Annotated in this window: 16 protein-coding genes; 5 read left to right on the top strand and 11 right to left on the bottom strand. The window is 56.8% G+C overall.

What is annotated here, in order from left to right:
• From CU102_RS08580 to CU102_RS29760, 5 genes are all read right to left on the bottom strand, one after another.
• On the bottom strand, positions 1 to 1092 hold the full coding sequence (locus CU102_RS08580) for an ABC transporter permease (protein WP_106710801.1): 1092 nt from the start codon (positions 1090 to 1092) through the stop codon (positions 1 to 3).
• Positions 1092 to 2678, bottom strand: coding sequence for an ABC transporter ATP-binding protein (locus tag CU102_RS08585; protein WP_106710683.1), 1587 nt, complete (start codon positions 2676 to 2678; stop codon positions 1092 to 1094). The genes CU102_RS08580 and CU102_RS08585 overlap by 1 nt, the downstream gene beginning before the upstream one ends.
• A gap of 115 nt (positions 2679 to 2793) precedes the next feature.
• On the bottom strand, positions 2794 to 3771 hold the full coding sequence (locus tag CU102_RS08590) for a quinone oxidoreductase family protein (RefSeq protein ID WP_106710684.1): 978 nt from the start codon (positions 3769 to 3771) through the stop codon (positions 2794 to 2796).
• Complete coding sequence (pcsA, locus tag CU102_RS08595) at positions 3771 to 4493, bottom strand: phosphatidylcholine synthase (protein ID WP_106710685.1); 723 nt, start codon at positions 4491 to 4493, stop codon at positions 3771 to 3773. Before pcsA ends, CU102_RS08590 begins: the two co-directional genes overlap by 1 nt.
• The gene (locus CU102_RS29760; RefSeq protein ID WP_166648330.1) at positions 4390 to 4686 is read right to left on the bottom strand and encodes a hypothetical protein; all 297 of its coding nucleotides are present in this window, start codon (positions 4684 to 4686) and stop codon (positions 4390 to 4392) included. The genes pcsA and CU102_RS29760 overlap by 104 nt, the downstream gene beginning before the upstream one ends.
• Between CU102_RS29760 and CU102_RS08600 the strand changes: the two genes are divergently transcribed.
• Positions 4685 to 5881 (top strand): UbiH/UbiF family hydroxylase, encoded by a 1197-nt coding sequence (locus tag CU102_RS08600; protein ID WP_106710686.1) that lies wholly within the window; start codon positions 4685 to 4687, stop codon positions 5879 to 5881. The two genes, CU102_RS29760 and CU102_RS08600, sit on opposite strands and share 2 nt — an antisense overlap.
• 1 nt (position 5882) lies before the next feature.
• Here CU102_RS08600 and CU102_RS08605 read toward each other — a convergent pair whose 3' ends face one another.
• Positions 5883 to 7229 carry an Nramp family divalent metal transporter gene (locus CU102_RS08605; RefSeq protein ID WP_106710687.1) on the bottom strand — a complete coding sequence of 449 codons (1347 nt, stop codon included), beginning with the start codon at positions 7227 to 7229 and terminating at the stop codon, positions 5883 to 5885.
• Positions 7230 to 7376: 147 nt separating this feature from the next.
• Complete coding sequence (locus CU102_RS08610; RefSeq protein ID WP_106710688.1) at positions 7377 to 8321, bottom strand: AEC family transporter; 945 nt, start codon at positions 8319 to 8321, stop codon at positions 7377 to 7379.
• 91 nt (positions 8322 to 8412) lie between these two features.
• On the opposite strand from CU102_RS08610, the gene hspQ reads away from it, so the two are divergent.
• A complete protein-coding gene (gene hspQ / locus CU102_RS08615) occupies positions 8413 to 8751 on the top strand; it encodes a heat shock protein HspQ (RefSeq protein WP_208113803.1) in 339 nt (112 codons plus the stop codon).
• Positions 8752 to 8825: 74 nt separating this feature from the next.
• Here hspQ and CU102_RS08620 read toward each other — a convergent pair whose 3' ends face one another.
• Entirely contained in the window at positions 8826 to 9446 is a 621-nt protein-coding gene (locus CU102_RS08620; protein ID WP_106710690.1) for an invasion associated locus B family protein, read from the bottom strand.
• Positions 9447 to 9719: 273 nt separating this feature from the next.
• On the opposite strand from CU102_RS08620, the gene CU102_RS08625 reads away from it, so the two are divergent.
• The gene (locus CU102_RS08625) at positions 9720 to 11537 is read left to right on the top strand and encodes an extracellular solute-binding protein (protein WP_106710691.1); all 1818 of its coding nucleotides are present in this window, start codon (positions 9720 to 9722) and stop codon (positions 11535 to 11537) included.
• A 76-nt stretch (positions 11538 to 11613) separates the two neighbouring features.
• Positions 11614 to 12279 (top strand): DsbA family oxidoreductase, encoded by a 666-nt coding sequence (locus CU102_RS08630; protein ID WP_106710692.1) that lies wholly within the window; start codon positions 11614 to 11616, stop codon positions 12277 to 12279.
• Here CU102_RS08630 and mfd read toward each other — a convergent pair whose 3' ends face one another.
• Together mfd and CU102_RS08640 are read right to left on the bottom strand one after the other, a co-directional pair.
• A complete protein-coding gene (gene mfd, locus CU102_RS08635; protein WP_106710693.1) occupies positions 12280 to 15780 on the bottom strand; it encodes a transcription-repair coupling factor in 3501 nt (1166 codons plus the stop codon). It lies immediately after the preceding gene.
• A 36-nt stretch (positions 15781 to 15816) separates the two neighbouring features.
• Complete coding sequence (locus CU102_RS08640) at positions 15817 to 16104, bottom strand: FAD assembly factor SdhE (RefSeq protein ID WP_106710802.1); 288 nt, start codon at positions 16102 to 16104, stop codon at positions 15817 to 15819.
• Positions 16105 to 16215: 111 nt separating this feature from the next.
• Here CU102_RS08640 and recG point away from each other — a divergent pair, with 111 nt between their 5' ends.
• A complete protein-coding gene (gene recG / locus CU102_RS08645; RefSeq protein WP_106710694.1) occupies positions 16216 to 18324 on the top strand; it encodes an ATP-dependent DNA helicase RecG in 2109 nt (702 codons plus the stop codon).
• A 57-nt stretch (positions 18325 to 18381) separates the two neighbouring features.
• Here the strand turns inward: recG and glmS are convergent, their stop codons facing one another.
• Positions 18382 to 20205 (bottom strand): glutamine--fructose-6-phosphate transaminase (isomerizing), encoded by a 1824-nt coding sequence (glmS, locus tag CU102_RS08650; protein WP_106710695.1) that lies wholly within the window; start codon positions 20203 to 20205, stop codon positions 18382 to 18384.
• Positions 20206 to 20296 lie beyond the last annotated feature (91 nt).

The following is a 20296-nucleotide window of genomic DNA, read 5'->3' on the forward strand; positions in this document are numbered from 1 at the left end:
TCATGCACCCTTTGCCACTGCATCGCCCGCACGGGATACAATCCGGATGCGATAATAAATCAGGGTGTCACTGGCGAGGACAAAAAACAGGATGATGCCTTGGAAGATGCGCGCTGATTTTTCGGAAATCCCCAATGAAATCTGAGCTGCTTCGCCCCCGAGATAGGAGAGTGCAAGCACGAGGCCCGCGGCAATTATCCCCAGCGGATTGAGCCTGCCGAGAAAGGCAACGATGATTGCGGTGAAGCCATATCCCGGCGAAATGCTGGTTCGCAACTGCCCTACTGCGCCCGAAACCTCGGCGATACCTGCAAGCCCCGCAAGCGCACCCGAGATCAGAAAGGCGAAGAATGTCAGCCGCCCGGCGCTGAAACCGGCAAAGCGCCCTGCCCTTGAACTGCGCCCGAGAACCTTGATCTCATAGCCGTTCAGCGTGCGCGACAGCATGAACCAGACCAGCACTGCTGCAACCAGCGCGAGGATAAATCCCCAATGCGCGCGGCCTGAAGCCATCCAGATTTCCGGCAGGATTGCGCTCGGATTGAACTGCACGGTTTCTGGAAAATTATATCCCTGCGGGTTGCGCCAGTGCCCGCGTACCAGCCAGTCGAGGAAGAGTTGCGCCACGTAAACCAGCATCAGACTGGTCAGGATTTCATTGGTATTGAATCGCACCTTCAGGAATGCCGGGATCGTCGCATAAGCCATGCCGCCGGCCATGCCGAGCAACAACATGATGGGCAGCACATACCAGCCTTGAAGATCCGGGAACATGACCGGCAGTATCGACCCGGCAATGCCCCCGGCGATCAATTGGCCCTCTGCCCCGATATTCCAGTTGTTCGACAGAAAACAGACCGAAAGCCCGACGGCAATCAGGATCAGCGGTGCAGCCTTCACCAGCAATTCATGGATTGACCAGACCTCGGTCAAAGGCTCGACGAAATAGGAATACAGCGCCGAAATCGGGTTCTTTCCGAGAATGGAAAAGAGGATGGCGCCTGCAATCAGCGTCAGGAATAGCGCAATGAACGGCGACAGGGCGCTGAACAGCGCTGAATGTTGCGGGCGCTTGACGATCTCGATCCGCATCATGCCGCCCCTGCATTTGCCAGCGCAGTCGAGTGATCCACTCCGCCCATCATTAGGCCGACGCGTTCTCTGGACATCGCTTCTATCGGAACGGATTCCGAAAGGCGGCCATGCACCATCGCAGCAATCCGGTCGGAAATCTCAAACAGTTCGTCCAGGTCCTGGCTGATCACGATCACCGCTGAACCGCTGCGCGCAAGATCAACCAAGGCCTGGCGTATGTGCGCCGCTGCACCGGCATCGACGCCCCACGTCGGCTGGTTCACGATCATCACCGACGGGTTGCGGTCGAGCTCTCGCCCGATGAGAAATTTCTGGAGGTTTCCGCCAGAAAGCGCTGAAGCATCGGGATTTTCGGCGCTCTTCCGAACATCCATCTGCGTCACGATACGCTTGGCCGCAGAGGCCAGACTCGCCTCCGCTACGAGTTTGAGCGTACCACCAGTCAGAAATACCTTGCGATCAGTGGAGTGGCGCGACAGCAGGAGATTGTTGGTCAGGGACATGTCGGGAACTGCGCCATGGCCAAGCCGTTCTTCAGGCACAAAGGCGGCACCAAGTTTCCGCCGTGCCGATATACCGATCCTTCCGGCATCCGTCCCGCGAATACGGATGATGTCTGGCCTTTCCTGGAGCACCTCGCCTGAAATCGCCTCGAATAATTCGCCCTGCCCATTGCCGGCAACGCCGGCAATTCCGAGAATTTCACCGGACCGGACGGCAAGATGAATATCGTGCAGGGAAACAGAGAATGGTCCGCGCGGTTTTTGCGACAGTCCCTTGACCTCAATGAGTGCCGCCTGAGCCGGTGCAGACGCTTCGACCGGATGCCGATCGATGATGTGAATGTCGCTACCGACCATCATGCGTGCGAGGGAAGCGGTCGTTTCAGCGCGCGGGTCGCATTGGCCGACAACCTTGCCATGCCGCAATACGGTCGCGCGATCGCAGAGCCGCCGGACTTCTTCCAGCCGGTGGCTGATGTAGAGGATGGATTTGCCTTCAGACCGCAGCCGCTCCAGTGTCACAAACAACAGATCGGCTTCCTGTGGGGTGAGCACCGATGTCGGCTCGTCCAGAATGATCAGATCCGGATTCTGCAAGAGGCAGCGGATGATCTCAATGCGCTGGCGTTCACCCACGGAAAGGTCCCCGACAAGCGCTTCCGGGTCGACTGGCAGCCCGTAGGTCTGACCGATTTCTTTGGCACGGGCTGCGATTGTGTCGAGTGGGGTCTTTTCGTCGAGTGACAGCGCGATGTTCTCAGCCGCTGTCAATGCATCAAACAAGGAAAAATGCTGAAAAACCATGCCGATACCGAGCGATCTTCCCATCGCGGGATTGCTAACGGTGACGCTCTGCCCCTTCCAGGCGATATCCCCGGACGTTGGCTGAAGGGCACCGAACAGCATTTTGACGAGCGTCGATTTGCCTGCACCATTCTCACCGAGCAGTGAGTGGATCTCGCCCGTTCCGATCGTCAGATTGATTTCGTCACAGGCTTTGAGAGTGCCGAAAATTTTGGTGAGCTTACTAGCTTCCAGAAGCGGTGTTTCAGAGCCGTTTATTCTTGTTGTGCCTGTCATAGTTCCCCGCGGCCAAGACCGTTGCCGATCCTATGTCAGGCGTACCAAATTTGGAAAGTACAAACGTACGGTTGCGGCCATTTGCGCACATTATTCGTGCATCTATTTCAGCGGCTTAAGGAATGAGCACGGTTGTGCCGGTGGTTCTCCGTGCTTCAAGATCGCGGTGAGCCGTCGCAACATCCTTCAGCGCGTAGGTTTGACCGATTTCGATGCGGATGGTGCCCTTCGCAACCAGATCGAAGAGTTCATTTGCCCCGTCCACCAGCGCCTCGCGTGCTGCGATGTAAACAAACAAAGTCGGCCGTGTCAGATAAAGCGAGCCTTTGCGCGACAGAATGCCAAGGTCGAACGGTGGAACCGGTCCGGAAGACTGACCGAAACATACCAGCATCCCGCGTGGACGCAGACAATCCAGTGAGCCATCAAACGTATCCTTGCCGACCGAGTCATAGACGACATCGACGCCTTTGCCGCCGGTAAGTTCTTTTACCCGTTCGACAAAATTCTCGGTGTTGTAGTTGATGACGTGATCGTAGCCGTGGTCCAGCGCCAGCTTGATTTTTTCGTCCGAGCCGGCCGTTCCGATGACTATTGCACCAAGATGCTTGGCCCACTGGCCGGCTATCAGGCCGACCCCGCCAGCAGAGGCGTGAAAGAGGATAGTATCGCCCTTTTTCACTGGATAAGTCTGGCGCAGCAGATATTGCGCCGTCAGGCCCTTCAGCATCATCGACGCCGCCTGTTTCAACGGAATGCTATCCGGCACCTTGACGAGACGATCGGCCGGGATCAGCCGTTCTTCCGCATACGCGCCGATAGGATTGGTATAGGCCACGCGGTCGCCAGCCTTCAAATCCTTGACATCAGACCCCACTGCCAGCACCACGCCGGCGCCCTCATGACCGGGGATCAGCGGCAAAGCGGTCGGCGATGGGTAGAGTCCGGTGCGATAGTAGACATCGAGGAAATTCAGCCCGATCGCCTCATTGCGGATGTGCGCTTCACCGGGTCCCGGCACGCCAACGGAAATGTCCTCATAGGTCAGCACTTCCGGCCCACCAATCTGATGAATACGAACAGCTTTGACCATCATACTTTCTCCGTACGTCCAAGGTTGGGAAATGCCTGCATCACGGCGCCAATGCAGAAAAGATAGATGCCGGTTACCGAAATGCCAATGCGCACCCAGAGTGGCGAATCGAGTTCCTGGAACAGCGAGATCGCGCCGAAACCGCACCACAGGAAGAATATAGCGAGATTGAGGGGGCGCAATCGCTGTACACGCACTGGATGCAGGAAATAGACCGGCAGAAAGGAAACGATAGCGGACGCAAGGACGATGACGAAGGCCACCCACTCTCCGGGCCGAACGATGAACAGCGTGAAGACAATCATGTTCCAGACGACAGGAAAACCCTTGAAGAAGTTTTCCTTGGTCTTCATCCCCGTGTCGGCATAGTAGATGGCACTGGAAACCACGATGATCGCTGCTGCCAGGAAGGACAGTCCCTCGCCCATGAAGCCGCGCTGATACAGTGCAAAGGCTGGAATGAGCACATAGGTCATGTAGTCAATGATGTTGTCGAGGAGCTCACCAGACCAGTTGGGCAGAACATATTTGACCTCGAGCTTGCGCGCGATGGGCCCATCGATACCATCGACGAAGAGCGCCAGACCCAACCACCAGAACATCGCCGTCCAGCTTTCTTCACTTGCCGCAACGACTGACAGAAAGGCCAAGAAGGAACCGGACGCCGTCAGCAGGTGGACTGAAAATGCTTTCGCCTGTGGTGCCGTCACTTTCTTGGGCATGACACCCTTGGGCAAGGTTGGTTTTTTCACGGTCCGCGCCAATCTGCTGCATGATAATTCGCCGTTCGCTGGTATATCCTACCAGCGACGAACGATTTGCGATCAGCTTTTGTTGAAAATAGCTCAAAGCGCAAGCAATCAGGTTGATATAAACTGTTGAAAGCTCGATCAGCTTGGAAACGGAGGCGAACATGACCAGCACCAGAACCGATCCAATTGTCATTGCGGGGGCTGGACATGTAGGATTGATCGCAGCGATCGCAATTGGCCAGACCTTCGATAATGTCATCAGCCTCGGGACGATACCGGAGGGCAATGACAAGCGGACGACCGCGCTGATGGTGCCTGCGATTACGTACCTCCAGAAGATTGGCCTGTGGGAGGCTATCGAGCCTCACGCCGCGCCAATCACCACCATGCGCATCATAGATGGCACAAACCGGCTGATCAGAAGTCCGACCGTGACGTTCGAAGCAGGCGAAATTGACGAAGCCGCGTTCGGTTATAATATACCGAATGTCACTTTGACTTCAGTCTTGAGTGACGCGTTGAAGCATTCGACGGTAAGGCATGTTGCCGCTTCAGCCAGCCATTACCATCCAACTGAAGGGGCGATTGCCGTCGAGGCCAGCGATGGTTCCATGTACACCGCCAATATCGTCATCGCAGCGGATGGCCGCTCATCGCTCGCGCGCGAGGCCGCCGGAATATCGGCGCGGACCTGGAGCTATAACCAGACAGCCATCGTGCTGAGTTTTAGCCATACGCGTGAACATCATGATATTTCGACAGAATTTCACACCGAACACGGACCGTTTACGCAAGTACCCTTAGCCGGCAAGCGCTCCAGCCTTGTCTGGGTCACGACACCGGCCCATGCCGTGGAACTGCTGGAACTTGACCGGAACCAACTCGCGACGAGGGTCGAGGAACGCATGCAGTCTATGCTCGGAGCGGTCACGATCGATGTCGATCCGCAGAGCTGGCCGCTCTCCGGATTGGTCCCGACGTCCTTTGCCCGCAACCGCGTCTTCCTTGCCGGCGAATCCGCCCACGTGTTCCCGCCGATCGGCGCCCAAGGTCTCAATCTCGGTGTGAGAGACGTCGAAACACTTCTGGAAACGCTGCCGAATGATGGCACGGATCTTGGGGCTTCGAGCGTCATCTCCACCTATAACCGCAAGCGTAGCCCGGACATCATTGCACGCACCGGCGCCGTCGATGCGCTGAACAGATCGCTGTTGTCCGATTTCCTGCCGGTTCAGATGGTGCGCAGCGGCGGACTTGAGCTGTTGCGTGCGTTCTCGCCGCTGCGTGGATTCGTCATGCGTGAGGGCTTGCGCCCCGGGAGCGGCTTTCGCTTTCCCCGCAAGGGCGCAGCGCATTAACTCAGGCGAACACGAAGTCGCTCAACAGTTTGACGTTCAACACGGCGATGACCACAGCAATGAACATTGCGAAGGCCGAGAGCCAGCGTGGTGAGACGAGCTCGCCCATCTTTGCCTTGCTTGCCGTGAACATGACCAGAGGAAACACCGCGAACGACAGCTGGAGGCTTAGGACAACCTGAGTCAACACGAGCAGCTTTGCCGTTCCACTTTCACCGTACCAGATGGTCACTATTGACGCTGGAATGATGGCAATGCCGCGCGTGATGAGCCGCCGCAACCATGGCGTCAGCCTGATGTGCAGGAAGCCTTCCATGACGATCTGCCCGGCTAGCGTGGCCGTTACCGTCGAGTTGATACCGCAGCAGAGCAAGGCAATGCCGAACAATGTCGGTGCGATTGCCAATCCGAGCAATGGCGCAAGCAATGAGTGAGCTTCACCCAGCTCCGCAATATCGGTCTGACCCGTTTTGTGAAATGTCGCGGCCGCAAGGATGAGGATCGAAGCATTGATCAGCAAGGCAAACATCAGGGCAACGGTCGAATCGATCGTCGCATATTTCAGTGCCTGACGCCGTTCGGGCAAACTTGGACCGTAGTCGCGCGTCTGGACAATGCCCGAATGCAGGTAAAGATTATGCGGCATGACGGTGGCGCCGAGAATACCCAGCGCCAGATAGAGCATCTCGGGATTGGTCACGATTTCTGTGGTCGGCGCGAAACCTTTGATGACGGCGCCCCACTCCGGATCGGCAAGGAAAATCTGGATCGCAAAGCAAACAGCGATCACGCCGAGCAGGGTGATGATCAAGGCTTCGACCCAGCGGAATCCGAGCTTCTGCAGATAAAGAATGAGGAAAACATCGAGGGCCGTGATGAGGACACCGAGCTCGAGTGGCACACCAAAGATCAGATTAAGACCGATGGCCGTACCAATGACTTCGGCAATGTCAGTGGCAATGATCGCGACTTCCGCAAGAAACCACAGCACATAGGCAACAGGCTTCGGAAAGGCGTCGCGGCAAGCCTGAGCAAGGTCCCTTCCCGATCCAATCGCGAGGCGGGCACATAGTGCCTGCAGGACAATCGCCATGATGTTGGAAACGAGCGCAACAACGAGCAGTGTGTAGCCGAATTTGGAGCCGCCGGCGAGCGAAGTCGCCCAGTTGCCGGGGTCCATATAGCCCACTGCGACGAGATAACCCGGGCCAACGAACGCCGCAGCTCTACGCCAGCCAGGCCCACTTGTCCTTACGGCAATCGAACGATGAACGTCAGACAGCGACGCCTCGCCCCGCGCGTGCCGCCAGCCTTCAGGCGTGTCGGCCGCCTGCCGTATTTGATCCATGGAACGCCCTTAACCGCAATTGCAAATCATTCGCATCTATATATAGAGAAAATGTGCCGCTGCAAGTGCCCAACTGCCACTAAATAATGAGAAACCCCGAATTTATTTCGGGTATCGAATGGAGTTTGGAGCCACGGCGTCGCGGCATCAGGGGACCCATCCATGGGTCATGATATAGAGCCAGAGCGTCAATGTTGCGATTGAGAACAGGGTCGTCGCCAGGATGCAGCTTGGGGCCCGTTCGACCCAGACGCCATATTGGTGCGCTATAACAAAGACATTTGTTGCTGTTGGCAAAGCCGCCATCAGCATGGCGGTATTGACCCAAATCGGCGGAAAATCGCCAGCAAGGCTGAGAATGCAATAGATCAACGCTGGCTGAACCAGCAGTTTCAGCGGAACAATGACGTAAAGCTCATTGGGAATCCGTTTCAGGGGGCGTAAGGCAAGTGTCGCACCCATGGCAAAAAGCGCACAGGGTGCGGCAGCCTTCGCAAGCAGGTCTATGAGCCGGTCGAGAGCGATGGGTGGCTCGAAGCCAATGATCGCTGCCGTCACCCCTAGGATTGTCGCAATGATGAAGGGGTGGAAGAATATCTTCCGCAAAACACCTATCGCCAAATCGCTTGCAGACCGTTTGTCATTGCCGGATATGGCCATCATTGTGGGTGCCATGACAAAGTGCAGCGTATTGTCAAAACAGAAGATCAACGCCACCGGCACCGCAGCAGGTGCGCCGAAAGCCAGAATTGCAAGCGCCGGCCCCATGTAGCCAATGTTTCCATAGGCTGCAGCAAGGCCCTGGATGGTGCTTTCATCAATCTTGCCGGTTCGTACGAAACCGACGAGGAACATCGCCAGAAAGATACAGAACGTTGACGCGGTGCATGCGACGATAAACGCCCACTGCGTTAACTCGGCGACGGGTGTCTTTGATAGGATCTGGAAAAACAGGGCCGGAAGCGCCACATAAACGATGAACGTATTCATCCATCCTAACGCTTCCAAAGGCTGGCGATTGATCCTGGCCACGAAAAAGCCGAGAAAAATCAGTCCAAAGAATGGAAGCACGAGGTTGAAGACACTGAGCATGATGGGCTTCGACGGTTGCTGCGGGCACGGCGGATGAGGAGGCGGTCTTTCACTCGCGGGATTTGACAGAAACAGCTATCTATATCGAATGGTGAGAATGACACAGATACGACATGCAAAATTCCAGATCGGTCAGGTGGTTAGCCACCGGATTTTCGCCTTTCGCGGCATAATCTTTGATGTCGATCCGGAATTCAACAATACGGAGGAATGGTATCAATCCATCCCCGAAGAGGTGAGACCGCGCCGCGACCAGCCTTTTTACCACCTCTTTGCCGAGAACGCCGACAGTGAGTATGTCGCTTACGTTTCTGAGCAGAATCTGGTCCCGGATACAACCGGTGTTCCGTTGCGGCATCCGCAGATCAAGAACGTGTTCGAGAAGCTGGAAAATGGCGTGTACCGGGTAAAGCGTCCGCACATCAACTAGCTCGTGAACACGGCCACCCCTTAAAAATGAAAAAGGGACGCTTGAGGCGTCCCCTTTTTATTCATCGGAGGCAATCAGTTGCCTGCTTTGGCTTTTGCCTGCTCAGCCTTCATCTTGTCTTCGAACTCCTTCTGACGCTTCTGGACTTCGTCCTGCAGCGTCTTCTGGCGCTGTTCGAGTTCGTTCTGCTGGATACCGGGGCCGTCATAGGCCTGGGTGAAGCCGGTCAGAGCTACATTGATCGGGTTGGGCTTGTTCTGGAAATTGACCGACGTCAATGTCAGCTGATTGCCCTTCTTGAAGGAGGCTAGCAGTTCATCGGACAAGGCGGTTTCGGAGATGCAGCGATCCGGGAAGCAGATCGCGTAATCGATCTTCTGCGTCTTGCCGCCATTGATCTGGAGGCCAACGCCTGGAGGAATCAAGCGGCCGGTCGGAACCGAAACCTGGAAGATCTTGCGATTGATCTTGCCTTTGATCTCGATAAGATTGACGGCCGTTAGCAGCTGCCCGCTATCGGCAGTCACGATGTTCTGCGTGTTGCAGATATCATTCTCTTCCTGCTTGGAACAAACCTTGAACCAACCTTGCGGCGCTCTCTGCTGCTGGGCTGTGGCTGGTACTGCCGCGGAGGCGAGTATTGCAATAGCACCCGCAATGGATGCGGTTGCAGCGAAAGTCTTTCGGGTGGACATGGTCAACTGGTTCCTTTCAGCGCACTTATCCGAAGTGTTTCTTGATCACCTTAATTTGCTTGTCTGGCTTTGGTTACCAAATGCGGCAACAGAGTGACCCTCGATGTCGAACGCCGTGTTACACTGCATGTTAATGCAAATCCAGACTACTGTTGGCTGTGTTATTAATTCGCAGACATGATTATGCGCCTTCCGCCGCAGAATCGTCGTCAAATGGTAGTCTGTGGCACGAATCAGGCTAAATCCCCGCTTTGAGAGCGCAAGGTTGAGACGATGTTGAAGAAAAGTTTCCAGATTCTGGCGCTTATGACCGCGGCATGCTTTAGTGCGAATGCCGCGATTGCCGAGCCCACATATGGAATCGCCATGCGCGGCGCACCCGCCCTGCCCGCAGATTACCAGTACTTTCCCTATGTGGATCCCAACGCGCCCAAAGGCGGTTCGATCACTTATGGTGTGGTTGGCACGTTCGACAGCCTCAACCCGTTTCTGGTGAAAAGCCTGCGGACAACAGCGCGCGGTATCTTCAACGACCCGCAATTTGGCAACCTTGTTTACGAAACGCTCATGCAGCGCAGCGCCGATGAGCCCTTCACAATGTACGGTCTGCTCGCGGAAAAGGTGGAGACCAATGATGACCGCACCTGGGTCGAGTTTACGCTCAACCCGAAGGCGAAATGGTCTGACGGGGAGCCGGTCACACCGGACGACATCATCTTCACTTTCGACATTCTGCCTGAAAAGGGCCTGCCGCAATACAAGCAGCGCAAGGACCGCATCGCCTCGATTGAAAAGGTTGGAGAGCGCGGAATTCGCTTCACGTTCAACGACAAGGCCGATCGCGAATTTCCGCTCATTCTGGCCCTGATGCCGATTTTGCCGAAGCATGCCATCAACCGCGACAAATTTGACGCCTCGCCATTGGCCGTTCCCGTGGGCAGCGGCCCCTATATTGTATCCCAGGTTCAACCCGGCCAACGCATCATCTACAAGCGAAATCCGGATTATTGGGCGGCAGACGTTCCCAGCCGGCGCGGATTCAACAATTTCGACACGATCACGGTCGAGTACTTCCGCACGGAGCAAGCCCAGTTCGAAGCCTTCAAGAAGGGTGTTTTTGACGTCTTCATGGAAGGTGACCCCAACAAATGGGCGTCTTCCTACAACTTTCCTGCCTTCAAGGATGGGCGGGTTGTACAGGAAACATTTGAAACCAAGTCACCAGCAAACATGTTCGGGTTCGCTTTCAACACGAGGCGCGAAAAATTTGCCGACAGGGACGTGCGTGGCGCACTCGCCATGATGTTCGATTTCGAATGGACCAACCGCAATCTCTATGCAGATCGCTATCAACGGATGGGCAGCTATTGGCAGGGGTCGGAAATTTCGGCCCTTGGTAAGCCGGCCGATGCCACGGAACGCGCTTTGTTGGCGCCCTACCCTGACGCTGTCTTGCCGGACGTGATGAATGGAACCTACGAACCGGCAAAGACGGATGGTTCCGGTCGCGACCGCAAAGAGATGAAGCGTGCGTATGATGTGCTGATGAGCAAAGGCTATTCGATCAAGGACGAGACCATGCTCGATCCCGAAGGAACACCTTTGACATTCGAAATCCTCACGCGCTCTGTCGCCGAAGAGCGGCTAGGGCTCGCGTACAAGCGCACGCTTGAGCGGTTGGGCATTGGTGTCACAATCCGGACCGTCGATGACGCACAGTATCAGAAACGTCTGGAGACCTTCGATTATGACATGATCCTGGGCGCGTATTCTGGAACGCTTTCGCCAGGTTTTGAGCAGTTCAGGCGTTGGAGCAGCCAATCCAGAGACTCGAACGGCAGTTTCAACTATGCTGGCGTTGCTGATCCGGTTGTGGATGCCTTGATCGGCAAAATGCTCAGCGTGCGCGAGCAGGATGAGTTCATAAGCACTGTGCGGGCCTTGGACAGGGTCTTGATCTCCGGCAACTACTTTGTGCCGATCTACTATCAGCCGGCGCAATGGGTTGCGCGATGGTCCCATATCAAGCACCCGGAGAAGACATCAATAAACGGCTACCAGTTCACGTCGTGGTGGTCAGACAAACGCTAGGGCAATTCCAGGAAAAGTGGGAACCGGTTTTCCGTCAGGAACTGCGACAAAACAGGAAGTTAGACAGGTTGAGATCATGACTGACAAGAAATTCACGATCGACGTGGTGTCGGATGTCGTTTGCCCGTGGTGTTTTCTCGGCCGCAAGCGGTTGGAAAAAGCGCTCGCCCTCAATCCGGATCTGGACGTGAGCGTGAATTGGCGGCCTTTCCAGCTCGATCCTACCATCCCGCGCCAGGGTAAGGACCGCAATCGCTACATGCAGGAGAAATTCGGCAGTTCCGATCGGATTTTTGAGATCCATCAGCAGCTCATCGAGCTTGGTAAGGAAGAGGACATCGAATTCGATTTCGAAGCCATTGAGGTCAGCCCAAACACGCTCGATGCGCATCGTCTGATCCGTTGGGCCTCTCAGGCAAACCCCAATGTTCAGGACGCCGTCGTCGGCATTCTTTTTTCCTACTATTTTGAACAGGGGAAGAACATTGGCGACCATCAGGTCCTGCTGGAAGCCGCGGATGCAGCCGGCATGGATGTCGCCATCGTCGCGAGCTTGCTGCCCACAGATGCAGATGCCGTTGGCGTCCAACAGGAGATCGACACAGCCAATCAGATCGGCGTGCGCGGCGTGCCCTGTTTCATCCTCGACCAGAAATACGCCGTCATGGGCGCACAATCGGCCGATGCGCTGGCCGACGCCATCCGTCAGACGGCCGATGGCTTTGAGCCGCGACCAGTCTAATCAGGCAGCTTCGGCAAGCTTGGTCAGTTGCGTCATGACGACGGCTGCGCCGTTCAGCCGTTTCTCGGCTGTTGGCCAATCGCGCACCAACACCACGCTCTGATCCGGCCGGATCTTGGCCATCGCCCCCTGCTCGCCGATCATTTTGACCAGCGCTGCCGGATTGTTGAACGTCTTGTTGCGGAACTGGACGACCACCCCTTTAGGTCCGGCATCGAGTTTTTCGACGTTGGCTCTGCGGCACAGCGCCTTGATGTAGACGATCTTTAAGAGATGCTGGACCTCTTCCGGCAGCGGACCGAAACGGTCGATCAGCTCGGCGCCAAAACCGTCGATGTCCTGCAATTCCTCCAGATCGGCCAGCCGGCGATAAAGGCCCAGGCGTAATTGCAGATCAGGAACATAAGTCTCGGGGATCATGACGGCAGTGCCGATCGAGATCTGAGGCGACCAGTTTCCGTCCTCGACTTCCCCGGTTCCCTTTATTTCTGCGACCGCCTCTTCGAGCATTTGCTGATAGAGCTCGAAACCCACTTCGCGAATATGGCCTGACTGTTCTTCGCCGAGCAAATTGCCGGCGCCGCGAATATCCATGTCATGGCTTGCCAACTGGAAACCGGCGCCGAGCGTATCGAGGGACTGCAGCACCTTCAGGCGGCGTTCGGCGGTTTGCGTCAGCAGCTTGTTGGCAGGCAGCGTGAACAGGGCGTAGGCGCGCTGCTTGGACCGGCCAACACGTCCTCGCAACTGATAGAGCTGCGACAGGCCGAACATATCTGCCCGGTGAATGATCATCGTGTTGGCCGTCGGAATATCGAGGCCAGACTCGACGATGGTCGTCGACAACAGCACATCATACTGCCCGTCATAGAAGGCGTTCATAATGTCATCGAGCTCACCCGGCGCCATTTGGCCGTGTGCTACAGCAACCTTCAATTCCGGCACCTGGGCGTCCAGGAACGCCTTGATATCATCAAGATCGGAAATGCGTGGGCAGACGTAGAAACTATGTCCACCCCGATACCGTTCGCGCAGCAGGGTTTCACGGATAACGAGGGGATCGAATGGCGACACAAAGGTACGGACCGCCATGCGATCCACTGGCGGCGTGGTGATGAGCGACAATTCGCGTACGCCGGTCAATGCCAGCTGCAATGTACGGGGAATGGGCGTCGCCGACAGGGTGAGCACATGCACATCCGATTTGAGTTCCTTCAGTCGCTCCTTGTGCTTGACGCCGAAATGCTGTTCCTCGTCTATGATAAGAAGCCCAAGATTCTTGAACTTGATCCCCTGCCCGAGCAAGGCGTGCGTGCCTACTGCAATATCGACATGACCTTCAGCAATGCCCTTCTTGTTCTCGGCAAGCTCCTTTGAACCGACGAGGCGTGACGCCTGTGCCACATTGACCGGCAGCCCTTGGAAGCGCGAGGAGAAGGTCTTGAAGTGTTGCCTGGACAACAGCGTCGTCGGGACCACGACTGCTACCTGCACGCCGTTCAGCGCTGCGACGAATGCCGCTCGCAAGGCTACCTCGGTCTTGCCAAAACCGACGTCGCCACAGACGAGCCGATCCATGGGTTTGCCCAGCGACAGGTCATCGATCACAGCATCGATGGCGCGATCCTGATCTTCCGTCTCGTCGTAAGGGAACCGCGCCGCAAATTCTCCGTAGAGCCCATCAGGAGGCGTCAGCACAGGCGCGCCACGCATCTGTCGTTCCGCCGCAAGACGGATGAGATGGCCCGCAATATCGAGGAGGCGCTTTTTGAGCTTTGCCTTGCGAGCCTGCCACGCTCCACCACCGAGCTTATCTAATACAGCAGTCGAAGTTTCAGAGCCAAATCGAGATAACAGCTCGATATTTTCCACCGGTAGGAACAACCTGTCATCGCCTGCATAGTGCAATTCAAGGCAGTCATGTGGCGCTCCGGCAGCTGTGATCGTGCGCAGGCCAATGAACCGGCCGATGCCGTGATCCACGTGCACGACGATGTCACCGGCATTGAGTGCCGCGACTTCACTGATGAAATCCCGGTCGCGCTTGCGCCGCTTCGAGTGACGGATCAGCCGGTCGCCGAGGATATCCTGTTCGGCAACGACCACGAGCTCACCTGCGTCAAAGCCGGATTCGAGTGACAGGATGCCGGCCGTAACCTTGTCGCGCGCGAAAGCCTTGACCGTGCGTAGGTCATCCACAAGCTCGATCTTCTCCAGGCCATGTTCATTCAGAACCTGTACCAGCCGGTCGCGGGTACCCTCGCTCCACGCCGCCACCAGTACTTTCTTGCCTGAGGCGCGTTCGTCGGCAATGTGCTTGACCACACTATCGAAGACGTTCGTTTCCTTCTGTGAACGTTCTTCGACGAAAGTACGCCCCCGATGGGCACCGGCGTGAATGACTGATCGCCCCGATACGAATGGCGCATCGAAAGGCGTGAAATCGACTCGCATGCCTGAGGAAGCTGCTGCAGCTTCGACTTGCTCCTGCGTCAGATAGAGTGCGCCCGGTTCCACAGGCTTATAGGGTACGGCATCCCCCGGTTCCTTGCCGTCGGATTGCCGCCTGCGCGCTTCGTAGTGATCGAGGACCAGCTTGTGGCGCTCGGCCATGGATTCGTGCGCCAAATGATCGAACACCACCGGCATGTTCCCGGCGTGATCGAACACAGTTTCGAGATTCTCGTAAAACAGCGGCAGCCAATGTTCCATTCCGGCAAAACGGCGACCCTCGGAAATCGATTGATAGAGCGCGTCATCACGCGATGGTGCCCCGAACTGCAAGACGTACTGCGTGCGGAAATGGCTGATTATCTCTGGCGAGAGCGTGATTTCGCTCATTGGCTGCATGGAGAATTCGGTTTTCTGGCTCGAAGTACGTTGCGAAGCCGGATCGAACGTGCGGATCGTTTCAAGCGTATCGCCGAAGAAGTCGAGACGCAGCGGCTCGTCAGCTCCCGGTGCGAAAAGATCGAGGATGCCGCCACGCACCGCATATTCGCCAATGTCACGAACAGTTGGTACGCGTTCAAAGCCATTGTTTTCAAGGCGTTGAACGAGCACATTCATGTCAATTCTATTACCTGGTCTGGCCATGAACAGCTGCTCGGCAAGAACCTTTCGCGGCGGCAATTTCTGCAACACGGCGTTAGCGGTCGCCAGGATGACGCCAGGATGTTTGTGATCCCGCAATGAAGCCAGCCCGGCCAGCGCTGCCAATCGACGCGCCGACGTATCGGCGCCTGGCGACACCCGGTCATAGGGCAAGCAATCCCAGGCGGGCAGCTGCAAAACCGGCAAATCCGGCTGCACGAAATTCAAGACCTGTTCAAGGTCAGCGACGCGCTGACCGTCACGGGCGATGAACAGCACAGGGCCGCCTGCCCCAGCTTCGGCCACGACCTTGGCCAAGGCAAAGGCTTCATAGCCGTCGACAACTCCATCGATGACCACATGGCCGTTCGTGTCAGATTTCAGTCCGAGTTTGGAGAAGGCAGTCATTTTTCAGAATTTCCCGGCCATGCTGGAGGCACGACCTCAAGAGCTTATGTTATTGCGGGACGCGACAACCTTGCGAAATATCGGCGTATCGAATTCGGCGGGAACATCAGCCTCTCCCGTAACCCATTTCAAAAGGTCCCGGTCAAGCGCTTCCATCAACGCTTCATATTGGTCAAGCTCATCGTCGGACAGGGTATCAATATGGGCATCGGCAAACTGCCCGAGAATCAAATCCATCTCGCGCATGCCACGATGCCAGGAACGATACAGGATTTTTCGCAGCCGTGGTTGCAGATCAGCGGTGGTGCGACTGCTTCCAGTCATGAGCAAGCTCCGTTTGCCTTGGATGTCGTTATGGTGAGCGCCGGTCGGTATAGCCTGCCTGACGGCATCTGTCAGCCTTGCAACGCACATCGAAGGCGTTAAACGTACCATATGCGTCCATCACTGCTTGATCCCCTCTTCGCGTCCGTTCGATCCCTTTCCGGCATTGGTCCGAAAGTGTCGGGTCTGCTTGCCACGCTGCTTGGCACACAGCCCCCTGGCACCGAGCCGCGCGTTGGCAATCTCGTCTACCTGCCGCCACACAGCGTGATCGATCGCCGAAATCGGCCTGGCATCGCCTATGCACCTGAGGGTGCAATTGTCACGCTGGAAGTGCGTATCGACCGCCACCAACCTTCTCCGAGCGGGCGCAGCAATGTTCCGTATCGCGTCTACGCCCATGACGATACCGGTGAAATCGGGCTGACTTTCTTTCATGCCAAGCAGGCATGGCTCGAAAAAATCATGCCGGTGGGTGAAACCGTTATCGTTTCAGGCAGGATGGAATGGTTCAATGGCCGCCCGACCATGGTCCATCCTGATCACGTCACCAGCATCGAAGACGCTGCAACGCTCCCATTGGTCGAGCCTGTCTATCCGCTAACTGCGGGGCTTTCCCCCAAAGTGCTGGCACGCGGCGTTCAGGAAGCGCTCGCCAAGACGCCGGAAATGCCCGAATGGATCGATCCGCCAATCCTCAAGGAGTTCAAGCTGCCGTCGCACGCCCAAGCGCTGCAGACGTTGCATAATCCGCAAGATCCGGGCGACATCGCTCTGGATCATCCAGCACGGCAGCGGCTTGCCTATGACGAATTTCTTGCTGGTCAACTGGCTCTTGCGCTTGTCCGGCAAAGAACAAAGCGGCTTTCCGGGCGGAAACTCGAGGGTGATGGCCATCTAAGGGCAAAAATCGTCGAGGCACTGCCATACACTTTGACGAACAGCCAGAGCCAGGCGATCAAGGAAATCATTGCGGATCTGCGCCAAGGCGAGCGCATGCTGCGATTACTTCAAGGCGATGTCGGCTCCGGTAAAACTGTCGTCGGCCTGATGGCGATGGCGCACGCCGCAGAAGCTGGCGGTCAATCGGCACTGATGGTGCCAACCGAGGTGCTGGCGCGGCAACACTTCGCAACGATAGCACCTTTGGCCGAGAAGGCAGGTTTGCGTGTCGCGCTGCTCACCGGCCGCGAAAAGGGCCGCGAGCGCGAAGAGATTCTGGAAGGACTGCGCTCAGGTGCCGTTCATATTATAGTCGGCACACACGCCCTGTTTCAGGAAAAGGTCAACTACCACGATCTGGTGCTCGTGATCGTCGATGAACAGCATCGTTTTGGCGTCCACCAGCGCCTGCTGCTGACCTCCAAGGGCACCGCGCCGGACATGCTGGTCATGACGGCCACGCCCATTCCCCGCACGCTGGTGCTGACTGCGTTCGGCGATATGGACGTTTCGAAACTCACGGAAAAGCCGGCCGGTCGCAGGCCGATCACCACCGCCATACTTCCAATGGAACGGCTCAGCGAGCTCGTTGACCGTATGCACACGGCTATTTCCGACGGGCAGAAGATCTACTGGATCTGTCCGCTCGTTGAGGAGTCGGAGCTCGTGGATCTCGTATCAGCCGAAGAACGCTTCGAATCGCTGAAACCGCTGCTCGGCGAACGGATAGGTCTGGTCCACGGCCGCATGACCGGTCCAGAAAAGGATGCGGCGATGCTCGCCTTCAAAAGTGGCGAGACGCGCCTGCTTGTAGCGACCACGGTCATTGAAGTCGGGGTCGACGTTCCTGACGCAACGATCATCGTCATCGAGCATGCCGAGCGCTTCGGTTTGGCCCAGCTGCACCAGCTGCGCGGGCGCGTCGGACGTGGTGACAAGCCCTCGACCTGCATTCTACTTTACAAGGGGCCGCTCGGCGAGGTCGCTCAGGCCCGGCTCAAGATTATGCGCGAGACCGAAGATGGATTCCGCATCGCGGAGGAAGACCTGAAGCTGCGCGGTGAAGGCGAGCTTCTCGGCACGCGGCAGTCGGGCACGCCCGGATTTCGCCTAGCAAGCATCGAAGCCCATCAGGAATTTCTGGAAATCGCCCGCAAGGATGCCCGCTATATTCTGACGCGCGACCCTGAATTGCAGAGTGCGCGCGGCGAAGCCCTGCGCATTCTGCTTTATTTGTTCGAACGCGACGAAGCCGTCCGGCTCTTGCGAGCCGGCTAAGCTTGTTTCAGCGCAATTCCGGACGGAAAACCGGTTCTCACTTTTCCTGGAATGGCCCTATTCCACCGTTACCGATTTGGCCAGGTTGCGCGGCTGATCCACATCGGTGCCCATGAACACGGCTGTGTAATAGGCCAGCATCTGGATCGGCAGCGCATAGATGATCGGCGCGATGATCTCGGGTGTGTTCGGTAAAACGATGGTGTGCATCGTCTTCAGCGTGCTGGCAGCCGCTCCCTTCTCATCGGTGATGAGAATGATCTTGCCGCCGCGCGCCGCTACTTCCTGCATGTTAGAAACGGTTTTCTCGAACCAGCGGTCATAGGGCGCGATGACGATCACCGGCATTGACTCATCGATCAGCGCAATCGGACCGTGTTTGAGCTCGCCTGCTGCATACCCTTCCGCGTGGATGTAGGAGATTTCCTTGAGCTTCAGGGCACCCTCAAGAGCCAGCGGGAAACTGGTGCCGCGACCGAGATAGAGCACATGTTTGACCTGGCTGAGATCGCGGCTGATCGTCTCGATCTGTTCTTCCAGCCGCAGCGCCTGATTTGCATAGCGCGGTATTTCGGAGAGCTCGCGCACAAGCTGGCGTTCTTCTTCCTCGTTGATGGTACCGCGCATCTTGCCAGCGGCGACGGCCAATGAAGCCAGCACCGACAATTGGCAGGTGAATGCCTTGGTTGAGGCAACGCCGACTTCTGGTCCGGCAAGGGTCGGGAAAACGGTGTTGGACTCGCGGGCCATTGTCGATTCCCTGACATTGACGATGGTCCCGATCGACAGTCCTTGCTGTTTGCAATAGCGCAGAGACGCCAGTGTATCGGCCGTTTCCCCCGACTGCGACACGAACAGCGCAAGGCTGTCCTTGGACAGTGGCATTTCGCGATATCGGAATTCTGACGCCACATCGATATCAACGGGCAGCCGGGCAATATGTTCGAACCAGTACTTGCCGACTAGGCCGGCATAATAGGCTGTGCCGCAGGCCGAAGCCGCGATCCGGTCGATCTTGGCGAAGTCGACGGGAGCGCTGCCTGCCCGGATCGTACCTTTGGAAAAATCCAGATAGTACGCCAGCGTGTGCGAAATAACTTCGGGCTGTTCATGGATTTCCTTTTCCATGAAATGCCGGTGATTGCCCTTGCTGACCAGAAATGCGGTCCCGGCCGATTTCTGAACGGGACGGTCGACGGTTACGCCTGTCTCATCGTAAATTGTCACGCCACTGCGGGTCAACACGGCCCAGTCACCGTCCTCCAGGTAGGATAGGCTGTCCGTGAATGGCGCGAGCGCAATGGCATCCGATCCCAGATACATCTCACCATCGCCGTAGCCAACGGCCAAAGGCGGACCGTTGCGGGCGGCGACAAGCAGGTCGTCCTCGCCCTTGAACATGATGGCGATGGCAAAAGCGCCCCGCAGCTGCGGCAATGTCTGGCGAACCGCCTCAATTGCATCAAGACCGCGATCCATGGCCCGCGTCACCAGATGTGCAACGGTTTCCGTATCTGTCTCGGTCTCGAAAACATAGCCATCTTTCTCGAGCATCGCGCGCAACTCGGCGAAATTCTCGATGATGCCGTTGTGAATGACGGCGAGGCGGGGCGTTGTGTGCGGATGGGCGTTGCGCACTGTCGGCGCGCCATGGGTCGCCCAGCGTGTATGGCCAAGACCGATCGTTCCGCCGAGCGGATTTTCCTTCAGCAGATTATCGAGATTTACCAGCTTTCCCTCGGCGCGCCGGCGGTCAAGCACACCGCTCTCGAGAGTGGCGACCCCGGCAGAATCATAGCCGCGATATTCCAGCCGCTTGAGCGCGTCCACAAGCAGTGGCGCAACCTGTTCCCGCCCGATAATTCCTACGATCCCGCACATGCAAAACTCCGATGCCCCAAGTTTTTATCTTGCTCCCGCCTATGGCAAATTGGCGCCCGCGGAAAGTCACATTCCATTGCGCAATCTTGCA

This window comes from Phyllobacterium brassicacearum (assembly GCF_003010955.1).
Classification (GTDB): Bacteria; Pseudomonadota; Alphaproteobacteria; order Rhizobiales; family Rhizobiaceae; genus Phyllobacterium; species Phyllobacterium brassicacearum.